A 12,492-nucleotide genomic window follows, 5' to 3' on the forward strand; every position below is an offset into this window, starting at 1 on the left:
GAAGAATCGCGGTCATGACGACGAACGCACGCATCAAGGTCGCCGTGATCGGCGCAGCCGGCCGGATGGGCTCGACCGTATGCCGTGCCGCCACCGCCGCGCCCGACCTGGAGTTGGTGGGGACCTTCGACCTCGGCGACGACCTCGGCGATCTGGCCGGCGCCGACGCGGTCGTGGAGTTCTCGGTCCCCGGGGCCACGCTCGCCAACGTCCGTCACTGCATCGAACGCGGCATCCACGTCGTCGTCGGCACGACCGGATGGGACGCGGCGAAGCTCGCCGAACTCCGTGACGCGCTCACTGCTCATCCGGGGGTGGGTGTCCTGATCGCCCCGAACTTCGCGATCGGGGCGATCTTGATGATGCGCTTCGCCGAGCAGGCCGCCCGCTTTTACGAGTCGGTCGAGGTCATCGAGTTGCATCACCCGGGCAAGGTCGACGCGCCCTCGGGTACGGCGGCCCGCACCGCGTCGCTGATCGGGGCCGCACGCGAGGCAGCCGGCTTGGGGGCGGTGCCCGACGCGACCACCCTCGACCCGGAGGGTGCCCGTGGAGCCCGCGTGGACGGCATACCGGTGCACGCGGTGCGGTTGCGCGGCCTGGTTGCCCACCAGGAAGTGCTTTTCGGCACGGAGGGGGAGCAGTTGACGATCCGGCACGACTCCTTCGACCGCGTCTCGTTCATGCCGGGCGTGCTCGCCGGCATCCGTGGGGTCGCCGCCCACCCCGGCGTGACGGTCGGTCTCGAGCACTATCTCGGGCTGGATTGACCGATGCCCGCGTCGGAAGTCCCCTGGGCGCTGGTCGAAGTCGCCGCCGCCGCGCGCCGGGTGGTCGTGCTGACGGGGGCTGGTATGTCGGCCGAGAGCGGACAGCCGACCTTCCGGGACCCCCACACCGGCCTGTGGGAGCGTTTCTGTCCCGAGGACCTGGCGACCTTCGCGGCCTGGGAAGGTGATCCCACGCTCGTCTGGGCCTGGTATTTGTGGCGCTTCGAACGCACCGGGCTGGCCGACCCCAACGCCGGCCACCGGGCCATCGCCGACTGGGAGCATCTCGACCTCGCGACCGTCACCGTGGTCACTCAAAATGTCGATGACCTGCACGAGCGGGCAGGCAGCGGGCAGGTGCATCATCTGCACGGCTCGATCGGCGCTTTCCGATGCGGCGAGTGCGGGCATCCGTTCACGGACCCGATCGAGGTGCCGGAGGAGCCGGTCGAGCGACTGCCCCCACCCGCGTGCGCGAGGTGTTTTGGCCTGGTGCGTCCCGGGGTGGTGTGGTTCGGCGAGAGCCTGCCACCGGATGCGTGGTCCGCGGGGGTCGAGGCGTGCGACCAAGCCGATCTGGTCCTCGTGGTCGGGACTTCGGGGATGGTCTACCCGGCCGCCGGCCTCCCGGCCCTGGCCAGGTCGAATGGTGCGTTTGTCGCCGAGATCAATCCCCTCCCGACGGAGCTGTCGTCGATGGCAGACCTGTGCTGGCGGGAACCGGCGGCGGTGGCGCTGCCCGCCCTGCTGGCGGCCATGACCGCCCTCGACTGACGTTCGCCTTCCCCACCCCTCGTCGAGAGGCCGGTTCAGGGTCGTCGAGAGGCCGGTTCGCGGTGGGTCAGGACCAGCCGGCATACCGCAAAAGGGCGGCCACCGCCGCAGCGCCGAAGACGACGATCAGGAAGTTTGCGCGCAGGAGCAAGAGGACCGTGGCCGCGGCGACAGCGGCGAGCCGGGCGTCGAAGACGAGCCGGCCCTCGGTGCCGCCCAGGGTCTGGGTGACGATCAAGCCCGCGAGCAGGGCGGCCGGCAGCAGCCGGGTGATGCGCGAGATCCGCGGGCCTTCCAGCCAAGACGCCGGGACGATGAAGCCGGCGAGCTTGGTCAGATAGGCCAGGACGCAGGCCACGAGCACGGTGACCCACATCGTCATGGCAGCGGATCCGATCCGGGCAATCCGTCCGTGGACGGGTCTTCGTGCTTTCCGGGCCCGACCCAGCCGACGACGACCGCCGCGAGGGCGGCGAGGATCACCGGGATGCCGGCGGGGACCAGAGGCAGCGTGATGATGGCGATGAAGGCGGCCAGGACGGCGGTCGCGCGACCGCCCCCCGAGCGCCGCCGTGGCCAGAGCAGGGCGCAGAAAGCGGCAGCGGCGGCAGCGTCCAGTCCCCAGGTCTGCGGCTTGCCCAGGGCATTGCCCACGATGGCGCCCACGAGCGTCATCAGGTTCCAGCCGATGAAGACGGCGATGCCGGTGATCCAGAAGCCCAATCGCTGCGCGGGTGGCTCGTCCTGGGCGATGCCGACGGCGGTCGACTCATCGATGGTCAGGTGGGCAGCAACGAGTCGGCGCGGACCGCGAGCCGTCACGAAGCGGGCGACTTGGAGCCCGTAGAGCCCGTTCCGGATGCCAAGCAAGGTGGAGGTGGCAATCGCCGACGCCGCCGATCCGCCGGCGGCGATCACGCCGACCACCGCGAACTGCGAGCCGCCGGAGAACAGGAGCGCCGACAGGGCCTGGGTCTGCGGGATCGACAAGCCCGAGGCGACCGATAAGGCACCGAAGCTGACGCCGTACATCCCCGTGGCGATACCCACGGAGAGCGCCTGGCTGCGCACGGCCCGACGCCGCTCGTCGGTCAGCGGCAGGTCGGCAGCCGTCGTCAACTCGCCCCCTCCGCGTCCGTGATGCTCGCCTGCAACCGTATCTCTCGGATGGTCTGGCCGTCGGGCGAGACCACGCGATCCCGGAACGCGCCGTCTGGGCCCAACCCGGCCGCCAAAAGGAAGCGCCGCGTCTGCTCGGCGTCGGCGGGCAGCCAGGTCGTCACGACCTCGGCGCCGATTTCGCGCAACTCGTCCACAACGGCGTTGACCAGGCGAGAGCCGTGGCCCTGGTGCCGGGCCAGTGGGTGCACCGCGAGGACGGTGAGTTCGCCGGCCGCCTGGCCGGTGTCGGGATCCTGGCTCGGGCCGTATGCCGCGATGCCCACCACCTGCGCGCCGGCGAGCGCCACGAGGAGGCGGTGGATGCCTTCCGGCGGGGACTCCAGCGAGGCGCGCCAGGCCTTGGCGAACGCGTTGGGGTCGAAGGCGGCGCTGACCTCGGGGGGCACGCGATCGGCATACGTTTCGATCCAGACCTCAGCCTGGACGCGGCCGATAGCGGGTGCGTCGGTGACACGGGCCGGACGCACGCTTGCGTCCGCGTGGGGTGCGGTGTCGCTCATCAGTACCCCCGGAACTCGGGGGAGCGGCGCTCGCGGAAGGCGGCCCGTCCCTCATGGAGGTCCTCGCTGGCCCAGGCGCGGGCGAAGGCCGCGTCGTAGCGGGCCACCTCAAGGGGGCCGTCGCAATCGAACCCGAGCTTGGTGCCCGCCTGCGAGAGCGGGGCTAGCCCGGTGGCCGAGGCGGCGAGTTCCTGGGCTGCGGTCAGGTCTCCGCGGGCCTGGGCGAAGCCGAGGCGCCAGGCGTCGTCCGCCGTCAGGGTCGCGGCTGTCAGCGTCATGAGCCGGGCGGCGCCCTCGCCCCAGAAGCGACGTACGCGATCGAGGGTCCAATAGTCGACCATCAACCCGAGCTTGGCGACGGGCACGGCGAAGCGCGCGTCATCGGCGACGACTCGGATGTCGCAGGCGATCGCCAGTTGCATCCCCAAGCCCATGCACGATCCCTCGACGGCAGCGACCGTGACGATCGGGAGGCCGGCCAGCCGGTCCAGGACTCCCGCCAGGTGCTGGGTGAAGGCGACGTCCTCGAGCTCGGTCAGGTCCGCGCCCGCACAGAAGTGGCCGCCCGCGCCGGTGAGGACGAGCGCGCGGACCTCGCCGTCGAGGCCGCGCAGAGCCTCGTCAAGGTCCTCCAGCGCGGCGGCGTTGAGGGCATTGCGCCGCTCGGCGCGGTCGATGGTGATTGTCGCGACGCCGCCGGCGCGCGTGGCGTGCATGGGCATCCGAGCAGCCTAACCAGCGGTTGGCGCCGGCGAGGCCACGCGGTCATAGGTGACCACGGTGAACCCGTCGTATGCCGTTCGCTCCACCACCCGCCACTGCGTCGCGTCCCATTCGGGGAAGTAGGTGTCGCCGGGCAGGTCCAGGTCGACGTGCGTCAGGACCATGTGGTGGGCCCGGGGGAGTGCGAGGGTATAGATCTGGGCCCCACCGGCGATGTAGACAGCCCCCTCGCCGGGCCCGTCGGCGGCCAGGCGGACGGCCGCCTCGAAGTTCGGCGCGGTCTCGACGTCCGTAGCCCTCCAGTCGGGGGAGCGCGTCACCACGATCGTGCGACGGCCGGGCAGGGCCCGGCCGATCGAGTCGAAGGTCGCTCTGCCCATGATCAAGGTGCCGCCCATGGTCAGGCGCTTGAAGTGCCGGAAGTCCTCGGGCAGATGCCAGGGGATCCCCCCGTCGGCCCCGATCACCCGGTCGTGCGTGAGCGCCGCGACAAGCGTCAGTTCCGGGGGGCCTGCGGTGCCTAAAGATGTGTTGGTCATAGTTGATCCTCGGTAGCCAAAGGAGCTGGTCATCCCTTCCGCGTGTCAAGGCAGCCTTGCGGGGCAGTGGTGTTTCTGCGCTACGCTAGAGCCCCGAGCGGGAGGGCAACTCAATACACCTCACCGATCCGCCACCGGCTCGAGGTGAACGAGAGAGTTTTGATGCTCCCCCGGATATCGCAAGTATGAGAAGCGCAGTCCCGCCCGTCCCGGCGCACGCTGGCCCAGGGAGCCGCGTGGGCGGCCCCCGCCCTGGTTGCCGTCCAGGCCGCCCACGCGTAGGCGCTGTCCTGCGCGGCCAAGCCGTGGGACGCGGATCTCCAGTAAAACATGACGTGTACGTCGACCAACTGTCAGGTCGTGGTCCGTATCTGTGCGACCACCGTGTGCGGTAACGCCACCGGAAACGCTGTGCCTTCGGGCACGGCCATGGTCATCAGCCTCAAGAACAATGGCACGTCTAGCGACTCGATCCAGAAAGCGGCGGGAGCAGGCTACACCATCGGCTCCTCGACGGGTGGGGCGCCGGCTAATGGTGGCACGGCCACGCTGGCCGCTGGGGGGGACGTGACCTTTGATATCACCACGTCCGCAGCGATTCCGGCCGGGAGCTGCATCCAGTTTGCCTTCAACAACGTTGACCCGGGCAGGAGCATCACGCTCTCGGCCACTTCGGCTTCTGATGGCGACAACTCCAACAGCACCGGTTGCACGAGAACCCTTACCACGGCGACGACGCCCGGTAACAGCGCGCTCTGCTGACACCTTGTCGCTCTCGCAACTGCGGGCCCCTCCACCGGAGTGGCCCGCAGTGCGAATTTCTCGGGAGATCAGGTCGGCTTGCGCCCCGATCCGGTCCCACTTTGGGAACTTCAGCCCGTGCGTGTGACGCGAGTGAATGGTGAGGCGGTCGCGTAGCCTAGGGCCATGGCTACTCGCTCGACCCGCCCCGTGCCGTCCGGTGCGCGCCCGGCCGCCAAATCCGGCGGGTCCCGCGCCAGCGTCGGCGCGAAAAAGCCGCCGGCACGCGCGGCGGCGCGCAAGCCCGCCGGCCCGTCCGCGCTCGCGCAGGCCGCCCGCGGGATCGGACGTCTCCTCAGCGGGTCCGCCCGCCTCGTCGGCTCGGGGGTCAGGCGCGTCAGCGGCGTCGACCTCGAACCCGAGCACCGCCGCGATGGCATCGGCCTGCTGCTCATCGCGCTCGGCGTCATCGTTGCGGTCCGGGAATGGTGGGGACTCGATGGCGTCATCGGGGATGCTGTCCACGCCGTCGCCGCCGGCACCTTCGGCCTGGCCGCGCTTGCGCTGCCACTCGTCCTGCTCGGCATCGGGGTCCGGGTCATCCGCTCTCAGTCGAACCGGGCCGCCGACACCCGGCTGGCCGTGGGGCTCAGTTTCCTGACCGTCGCCACCTGCGGGCTCGTCCATATCGGCAAGGGCATCCCGGCTCCCCAAGGCGGGGCCGACGCGATGCGCGCGGCCGGCGGCATCATCGGCTTCCTCGCCTCGAGCCCCCTGACCAGCGGCATCGGCGTCTATGGCGCGACCATCATCTTGCTGCTCGCGGGCTTCTTCGCCCTGCTCGTGCTGACCGCCACCCCGGTGAACACCATTCCCACCCGCATCCGCCAGGTGCGCGATCTCGCGATCCGCCACCCGCACCCGGCCGACGCCTCGACTGCCAGCACCAGCGCCGGTGCCCCCGTGACCGCCGATGACGCCCCACCTGCGCGTCGCTCCCGACGGCGGCCGGCCGAGGGGAGCGGGGACGGCTACGAGGCCGACCCGGCATACGACCAGGCGGCGGAGGTCGCCACCGACCAACCGCGGCGGGGGCGGCGCACACGGGCCCTGCCCCAGGACGCCCCGATGCCGGACATCGCGGCCGAGGCGGACGCGCCGAGCGACCCCATTGCCTCCGCAGCGCCCGCCAAGCCGGATCTCGTGCCCACGGCCCCGGCGCCGTTGCCCGCCCGCGTCGAGCAACTCGCACTGGCCGGCGATGTCACCTATGCCCTGCCCGAGCCGACCATGCTGCGCGAAGGCTCGCCGGCCAAGGCCCGTTCGTCGGCCAACGACCAGGTCGTCGCCGCGCTGACCGGAGTCCTCGATGAGTTCGCCATCGACGCGCAGGTCACCGGCTTCACCCGCGGCCCGACGGTCACCCGCTATATCGTCGAGCTCGGCCCCGGCGTCAAGGTCGAGCGGGTCACCGCCCTCTCGCGCAATATCGCGTACGCCGTTGCCTCACCCGATGTCCGCATCCTCAGCCCGATCCCGGGCAAGTCCGCCATCGGCATCGAGATCCCCAACGCCGACAAGGAGATCGTCTCCCTCGGCGATGTGTTGCGCAGCTCGACCGCGCGCAACAACACTCACCCGATGGTCATGGGCGTAGGCAAGGACGTCGAAGGCGGCTTCGTCATCGCCAACCTCGCCAAGATGCCCCACCTGCTGGTCGCCGGAGCTACCGGCGCGGGCAAGTCCAGCTTCGTCAACTCGATGATCACGTCGGTGCTGATGCGCTCGACACCGGAGGAGGTCCGGATGGTGCTGGTCGACCCCAAGCGGGTCGAGCTGACGGCCTACGAGGGCATCCCGCACCTGATCACGCCGATCATCACCAACCCCAAGAAGGCCGCGGAAGCGCTCCAGTGGGTGGTGAAGGAGATGGACACCCGCTATGACGACCTGGCGTCCTTCGGGTTCAAGCACGTCGACGACTTCAACAAAGCGGTCCGGTCGGGCGCGACCAAGCCGCTGCCCGGCTCGGAGCGGGTGCTCACGCCCTACCCCTATCTGCTGGTGATCGTCGATGAGTTGGCCGACCTGATGATGGTCGCCCCGCGCGATGTCGAGGACTCGATCGTCCGCATCACCCAACTGGCCCGTGCAGCCGGCATTCACCTGGTGCTCGCGACCCAGCGGCCTTCGGTCGACGTCGTGACGGGCCTGATCAAGGCCAATGTGCCCTCGCGGATGGCGTTCGCGACCTCGTCACTGGCCGACAGCCGGGTCGTGCTCGACCAGCCGGGCGCCGAGAAGCTGCTGGGTCAGGGTGACGGACTCTTCCTGCCGATGGGCACCAGCAAGCCGATCCGCGTGCAGGGCTCCTGGGTCACCGAGTCCGAGATCCATGCGGTCGTCGAGCACGTCAAGGGTCAGCTGCAGCCGACCTATCGTGAGGACGTCACCGTTGCGGCGAGCAAGAAGCAGATCGACGAGGACATCGGTGACGACCTCGACCTATTGCTGCAGGCGGCTGAACTGATCGTCACCACTCAGTTCGGCTCGACCTCGATGCTCCAGCGCAAGCTGCGGGTGGGCTTCGCCAAGGCCGGCCGGCTGATGGACCTGCTCGAGTCTCGTGGCGTGGTCGGGCCGTCCGAAGGCTCTAAGGCCCGCGATGTGCTGGTGCGACCGGACGACCTGGCCGCGACCTTGGCGATGATGCGCGGCGAGGACCCACCGGCGCCCGCCGGTGACACATATGACAGTGACGACTATGCCGACGAGGACAGCGAGTCCGAGGACGCCTGGCAGTTGACTGATCGCTGAGGTGGCGGCAGCATCCTCTTAGCGAGGTCACCGCACGCGTTGGCCGTCAGCGCTTGACGGCCACCAGCAGGCCGTCGCCGACAGGCAGCAGTGTGGTGATCAGCCGCTCGTCGTCGCGCAGAGCCTTGCCCAGGTCGCGCAGCACCGTGGTGTCGGCATCCCGGGCAGCTGGATCGGCCACCTTGTCGTGCCAGAGCATATTGTCCAGCGCCAGCACCCCGCCGGAGCGCAGCAGGCGGATGGCGTGCTCGGCATACGCGGCGTAGTTGGGCTTGTCCGCGTCGATGAAGACCAGGTCGTAGGCGCCGTCGGTCATGCGGGGCAGCACATCGAGCGCCGCGCCGGTGATCACCCGGGTCCGCTGGTGCGCGATGCCGGCGGCGGCATAGGCCTGCTTGGCCGCGCGCGAATGCTCGGCCGCAACATCGATCGTGGTCAGGATGCCGTCACTGGGCATGCCCTGGAGCAACCACAGCCCGGAGGTGCCCGCACCGGTCCCGATCTCGATCACCGACCGCGCGCCACCGACCGCCGTCAACATGCGCAGGGCCGCGCCGCCACCGCTGCCGACCGGCGTGGCGCCGAGCTCGGTGCCCTCGCGGCGAGCCGCTTCCGCCGGGTCCGCCTCGGTGACGAAATCCTCGGCATACGTCCAACTCGCCAGCTTGGGTGCGCTCATGAGGTCCAAGCGTAGTTGCCGCCAACCGATCGGCGGCAAACAGCGAAATCTCAGGAAAAGTCCAGCTTCCTGGGGAACCATCGAGGCAGTTCAGACGTATCAGCAAGTGATCCAGGGGGACGCGCGCATGCGCGCAAGAAGGAAATGAGCCGATGACCGACACCACGATCCTGGCGAGCCCGACCGACGAGGCCGTATGGACGCCCCCCACTTGGGAGGAGATCGTCCAGGAGCACTCGGCGCGCGTCTACCGCCTCGCCTACCGCCTCACCGGCAATGTGCATGACGCCGAGGACCTCACCCATGACGTCTTCATCCGGGTATTCCGCTCGCTCGGGTCGTATACGCCCGGCAACTTCGAGGGCTGGCTGCACCGGATCACCACCAATGTCTTCCTCGACAAGATGCGCCGCAAGCAGCGCATCCGCTTCGACGCCCTTTCCGACGAGTCCTCGGCCCGCCTGCCCAGCCGCGAGCCCGCACCCGACCAGGTGTATGCCGATCGGCATTTCGACGACGACGTCCAGCGTGCGCTGGACGCCCTGCCGCCGGACTTCCGCGCCGCCGTCGTCCTCTGCGATATCGAAGGCCTCTCCTATGAGGAGATCTCGACGACGCTGGGGATCAAGCTCGGCACCGTGCGCTCGCGCATCCACCGGGGTCGCTCGCTGCTGCGCGAGGCCCTCGCCCACCGGGCGCCGGAGCGACGGGCGGCCATCACGCCGGCCGACTCCACGGTCCGCGGCCTCGGGGGTGCGCGCCTGCAGCCGGCAGGTGCGTCGTGAGCCAGCGCTGTCTCGGACACAACGTCTCCGCCTTCGTCGCCGGAGAGCTCGATCCTGCCGGGCACCTGAACGCCGAGCGGCACCTGGTCGCCTGCCAACTGTGCCGGGCCGAGGTCGAACTCGAGCGCCGGGTGCGCGACACCCTGCGCGCCGCGCCGGTGATGCCCGCCGCGCTGCTGGCCACCTTGATGTCGGTGTCCCAGGAGATCTCGGTCCAGCCGGCAGCTCACTCCATCGGACGTCCGGCGGCGATGCCCGTCGGAACCCGCGTGCCCGCGGTGCCGATGGCCCCGACGGTGGGCCTGGGTGCGGCAGCGCCGGCGGCCTGGCTGGTCCGTCCGGTTCCCGAGCGGGCAACGGGCCCGTTGCGTGTCCTGGGACCGCAGGCTCCGGCCCAACACCGCTCCGCCCTGCGTGCGACGGCCTTCGCGACCGCGGCTGCCGGGGCGTCGATCGTGGCGCTGTGGGCGTTCTCGGTCGGTCCCGGTGGGACCGGCACTCGCTCCGGTCCGGCAGCAGCCGTTCCCGGCCCCGGCGGGCCGACGCTGGCCAAGGTCGATCTCTCCACGGTCTCGCGAACGACGACGATCATGATCCGTTCGGGTGCACCGGCCGCCTCCGGCGAGGCAGAATCGACCCCATGACGACACGCTCGACCCCGGCCGGTCCCGCCGGGGCCGCGGCCGGAGCCTCCTGGGATGCCTGGAACTGGCAGCCGGTCGAGCCTGCCGGCCAGCCCGAGAGCGTGCGGCCCGTGACCGCGCACGGCACACCGAGCGAGAACCACGATCATCCCGCGCGTCTAGCCGGGCATCGACCGGCGCACCCGAGTGCGCCGACCGGTGCCATTGCCGTTCCGGCCGACCCGACCGGCCGTGGACGGGCACACCCGAGCCCATCGACCCCGCCGCCACCTGCCGAGGCATCCGGTGCAGGCGTCTGCGCGCCGAACCCGTCGGCCCTGGGCGGCCCTGCCGCGCCAGCCCCGGGCGATGTCGCGCCGCCGATTCATTGGCTGGGCTCGCAGCCGACCGGTGCCATGTCGAGCCCATTGCAGGCAGGAGCGTCCAGTCGATCGCCCGCACGCCTGACCACGCTCGGGACGGCCGGCCCGGCAGCGCAGCCGGCCGTCGCTGCGCCGCCACCTCCGGGCTCCGTGGGCCGGCCGATCGGGGGCGAGCCGCGGGGGCGCCAGGCCCAGGGCGACCAGGCCCAGGGCGGCCAAGCTCAAGGGGCCAAGGCCCATGGCGGCCAGCCTCAGTGGGGCCAACACGGCAGCGAGGGCCTCGGGGAGCCCGTGGCCGGCACCGCCCCGATCCCGACGGCGTGGGGGCCGCCCATTGCGCCACCGTGGACCTCTACCTCACGTTCATCATCGACTGGGGCGCCGGCTCCTGTTGCGAGCGTCCACGGTGTCTCGGCAGCGGACCTCCCGGCACCGGCTGCGGGGGGTGACCTCACGGCATACGTGCCCGGTCGGGGCAAGGGGCCGAGTTGGCCCGCCCTGATGGGGGTCGCCGCGGTCACCGGCGTGGTCGCCGCGCTGGCCGGCGGCGCGCTCGGCGTCGGCCTGACCCGCACCGAACTCGGCGGCTCGGCCGCCGGCTATGCCAGCCTGGCCGCGGGTGCCCTTCCGAGCGTCGTCACCATCCGTGCCTCGACGGGCACCTCCGGAGCCACCGGATCGGGGTTCGTCTACGACCGGGCCGGCCACATCATCACCAACAACCACGTCGTCGCGGGCGTCGGTGACAACATCACCGTGCTCCTTGCGGACGGCCGCAAGCTGTCGGCGACTGTCGTGGGCACCGATCCCAACTACGACGTCGCGGTCCTGGCTACGGGCGAAGAGTCGCTGACGCCGCTGCCGATGGGCGACTCCGCCAACGTGCGGGTCGGCGAAGAGGTGCTGGCCATGGGGGCCCCGCTCGGTCTGACCAGCACCGTCACCGCGGGGATCGTCTCGGCGGTGAACCGGCCGGTGGTTGCCGGCGATTCGAGCAGCCGGTCCTATATCAACGCTATCCAGACCGACGCGGCCATCAACCCGGGCAACAGTGGTGGCCCCCTGATCAACCGGGCCGGCAAGGTGATCGGCGTGAACTCCGCGATCGCCACCCCGCCGGGGGCTAGTCAAGGCAGCGCGGGAAATATCGGCCTGGGCTTCGCCATCCCCAGCGATCAGGTCGTCAAGACAGCCGACCAGCTGATCAGGACCGGGACCTCGGAGCACCCGATCATCGGCGTGATGCTCGACCCCGATTACGCCGGTCCGGGTGCGAAGGTCAGGGCCACCGCCGTCAACGGTGCCCAGCCGGTCACCAGCAACGGCCCAGCGGCCAAGGCAGGCATCAAGCCCGGTGATCTGATCGTCCGTTTCGACGGCCAGGAGGTGGCGGACTCCGACGATCTGATCGTGGCCATCCGCGCCAAGAATGTCGGCGACTCGGTGCCGGTGACGGTGCGCCGCGGCGAGCAGACGGTCAATGTCACAATGACGCTTGAGGCCGCGAAGAAGTAGTCGCGAGAAGGACGAGGATCACCACACATGCCCATGGGCTGGGACGAACTCTTCGTCATCATCATCCTCGCGGTCATCATCATCGGCCCGCAGCGGATGCCGGAGTATGCCGCGAAGCTGGCCCGCGGCATCCGTTCGATGCGGGTGATGGCGGACTCCGCCAAGTCGCAACTGCGCGAGCAGATGGGTCCGGAGTTCGACGACATCAACTGGCGCCAGTACGACCCGCGCAGTTATGACCCTCGCAAGATCGTCCGGGACGCTTTGCGGGAGCCGCTCGAGGCAGCGTGGAACCCGGTGCACGACGAGTTGTCGAGCGTCCGCGAGTCCGCCGGCCAGATCGGCACGGGCGAGGTCCTGTCCGGTGAACTCGCCCCGGCGGCGGACGTCCGCCGCCCCACGCCCTTCGACGCGGACGCCACCTAAAAGTCACCCCACGAAGTTCTTCGCTCCTTCGGCCC

The 12,492-nt window shown here is 70.4% G+C and carries 14 protein-coding genes; 8 read left to right on the forward strand and 6 right to left on the reverse strand.

The window, feature by feature from the left end; genetic code table 11:
• The first annotated feature begins 14 nt into the window (after nt 1-14).
• Both dapB and ABD209_RS14555 read left to right on the forward strand, forming a co-directional pair.
• On the forward strand, nt 15-770 hold the full coding sequence (dapB, locus tag ABD209_RS14550) for a 4-hydroxy-tetrahydrodipicolinate reductase (RefSeq protein ID WP_344067534.1): 756 nt from the start codon (nt 15-17) through the stop codon (nt 768-770).
• 3 nt (nt 771-773) lie between these two features.
• Nucleotides 774-1,544, forward strand: a complete 771-nt coding sequence (locus ABD209_RS14555) for an SIR2 family NAD-dependent protein deacylase (RefSeq protein ID WP_344067535.1) — start codon at nt 774-776, stop codon at nt 1,542-1,544.
• Nucleotides 1,545-1,611: 67 nt separating this feature from the next.
• Here ABD209_RS14555 and ABD209_RS14560 read toward each other — a convergent pair whose 3' ends face one another.
• From ABD209_RS14560 to ABD209_RS14580, 5 genes are read right to left on the reverse strand one after another with little or no spacing between them, the layout of a single operon-like run.
• Nucleotides 1,612-1,926 carry an AzlD domain-containing protein gene (locus tag ABD209_RS14560; protein ID WP_344067536.1) on the reverse strand — a complete coding sequence of 105 codons (315 nt, stop codon included), beginning with the start codon at nt 1,924-1,926 and terminating at the stop codon, nt 1,612-1,614.
• Nucleotides 1,923-2,663 (reverse strand): AzlC family ABC transporter permease, encoded by a 741-nt coding sequence (locus ABD209_RS14565; protein ID WP_344067537.1) that lies wholly within the window; start codon nt 2,661-2,663, stop codon nt 1,923-1,925. Before ABD209_RS14565 ends, ABD209_RS14560 begins: the two co-directional genes overlap by 4 nt.
• Nucleotides 2,660-3,226, reverse strand: coding sequence for a GNAT family N-acetyltransferase (locus ABD209_RS14570; protein WP_344067538.1), 567 nt, complete (start codon nt 3,224-3,226; stop codon nt 2,660-2,662). The genes ABD209_RS14565 and ABD209_RS14570 overlap by 4 nt, the downstream gene beginning before the upstream one ends.
• A complete protein-coding gene (locus ABD209_RS14575; protein ID WP_344067539.1) occupies nt 3,226-3,948 on the reverse strand; it encodes an enoyl-CoA hydratase-related protein in 723 nt (240 codons plus the stop codon). The genes ABD209_RS14570 and ABD209_RS14575 overlap by 1 nt, the downstream gene beginning before the upstream one ends.
• Nucleotides 3,949-3,957: 9 nt before the next feature.
• Entirely contained in the window at nt 3,958-4,488 is a 531-nt protein-coding gene (locus ABD209_RS14580; RefSeq protein WP_344067540.1) for a dihydrofolate reductase, read from the reverse strand.
• A gap of 429 nt (nt 4,489-4,917) precedes the next feature.
• On the opposite strand from ABD209_RS14580, the gene ABD209_RS14585 reads away from it, so the two are divergent.
• Both ABD209_RS14585 and ABD209_RS14590 read left to right on the forward strand, forming a co-directional pair.
• Nucleotides 4,918-5,250 (forward strand): hypothetical protein, encoded by a 333-nt coding sequence (locus ABD209_RS14585; protein ID WP_344067541.1) that lies wholly within the window; start codon nt 4,918-4,920, stop codon nt 5,248-5,250.
• Nucleotides 5,251-5,415: 165 nt separating this feature from the next.
• On the forward strand, nt 5,416-8,046 hold the full coding sequence (locus ABD209_RS14590; RefSeq protein ID WP_344067542.1) for a DNA translocase FtsK: 2,631 nt from the start codon (nt 5,416-5,418) through the stop codon (nt 8,044-8,046).
• Between the two features lie 46 nt (nt 8,047-8,092).
• Here the strand turns inward: ABD209_RS14590 and ABD209_RS14595 are convergent, their stop codons facing one another.
• Nucleotides 8,093-8,725, reverse strand: a complete 633-nt coding sequence (locus tag ABD209_RS14595; protein ID WP_324388207.1) for an O-methyltransferase — start codon at nt 8,723-8,725, stop codon at nt 8,093-8,095.
• Between the two features lie 152 nt (nt 8,726-8,877).
• Between ABD209_RS14595 and sigE the strand changes: the two genes are divergently transcribed.
• From sigE to ABD209_RS14615, 4 genes are read left to right on the forward strand one after another with little or no spacing between them, the layout of a single operon-like run.
• Nucleotides 8,878-9,510, forward strand: coding sequence for an RNA polymerase sigma factor SigE (gene sigE / locus ABD209_RS14600; protein ID WP_344067543.1), 633 nt, complete (start codon nt 8,878-8,880; stop codon nt 9,508-9,510).
• Nucleotides 9,507-10,154 (forward strand): anti-sigma factor family protein, encoded by a 648-nt coding sequence (locus tag ABD209_RS14605; RefSeq protein ID WP_344067544.1) that lies wholly within the window; start codon nt 9,507-9,509, stop codon nt 10,152-10,154. The genes sigE and ABD209_RS14605 overlap by 4 nt, the downstream gene beginning before the upstream one ends.
• Nucleotides 10,151-12,031 (forward strand): S1C family serine protease, encoded by a 1,881-nt coding sequence (locus ABD209_RS14610; protein WP_344067545.1) that lies wholly within the window; start codon nt 10,151-10,153, stop codon nt 12,029-12,031. Before ABD209_RS14605 ends, ABD209_RS14610 begins: the two co-directional genes overlap by 4 nt.
• A gap of 27 nt (nt 12,032-12,058) precedes the next feature.
• Nucleotides 12,059-12,457, forward strand: a complete 399-nt coding sequence (locus ABD209_RS14615) for a twin-arginine translocase TatA/TatE family subunit (protein WP_344067546.1) — start codon at nt 12,059-12,061, stop codon at nt 12,455-12,457.
• Nucleotides 12,458-12,492 lie beyond the last annotated feature (35 nt).

Source organism: Nostocoides vanveenii, assembly GCF_039531165.1.
Classification (GTDB): Bacteria; Actinomycetota; Actinomycetes; order Actinomycetales; family Dermatophilaceae; genus Nostocoides_A; species Nostocoides_A vanveenii.

Bases quoted from the DNA above. Each gene is read 5' to 3' on its own strand.
- dapB (WP_344067534.1), top strand. From the start codon at position 15: ATGACGACGAACGCACGCATCAAGGTCGCCGTGATCGGCGCAGCCGGC.
- ABD209_RS14555 (WP_344067535.1), top strand. From the start codon at position 774: ATGCCCGCGTCGGAAGTCCCCTGGGCGCTGGTCGAAGTCGCCGCCGCC.
- ABD209_RS14560 (WP_344067536.1), bottom strand. From the start codon at position 1,926: ATGACGATGTGGGTCACCGTGCTCGTGGCCTGCGTCCTGGCCTATCTG.
- ABD209_RS14570 (WP_344067538.1), bottom strand. From the start codon at position 3,226: ATGAGCGACACCGCACCCCACGCGGACGCAAGCGTGCGTCCGGCCCGT.
- ABD209_RS14575 (WP_344067539.1), bottom strand. From the start codon at position 3,948: ATGCCCATGCACGCCACGCGCGCCGGCGGCGTCGCGACAATCACCATC.
- ABD209_RS14580 (WP_344067540.1), bottom strand. From the start codon at position 4,488: ATGACCAACACATCTTTAGGCACCGCAGGCCCCCCGGAACTGACGCTT.
- ABD209_RS14585 (WP_344067541.1), top strand. From the start codon at position 4,918: ATGGTCATCAGCCTCAAGAACAATGGCACGTCTAGCGACTCGATCCAG.
- ABD209_RS14590 (WP_344067542.1), top strand. From the start codon at position 5,416: ATGGCTACTCGCTCGACCCGCCCCGTGCCGTCCGGTGCGCGCCCGGCC.
- ABD209_RS14595 (WP_324388207.1), bottom strand. From the start codon at position 8,725: ATGAGCGCACCCAAGCTGGCGAGTTGGACGTATGCCGAGGATTTCGTC.
- sigE (WP_344067543.1), top strand. From the start codon at position 8,878: ATGACCGACACCACGATCCTGGCGAGCCCGACCGACGAGGCCGTATGG.
- ABD209_RS14610 (WP_344067545.1), top strand. From the start codon at position 10,151: ATGACGACACGCTCGACCCCGGCCGGTCCCGCCGGGGCCGCGGCCGGA.
- ABD209_RS14615 (WP_344067546.1), top strand. From the start codon at position 12,059: ATGCCCATGGGCTGGGACGAACTCTTCGTCATCATCATCCTCGCGGTC.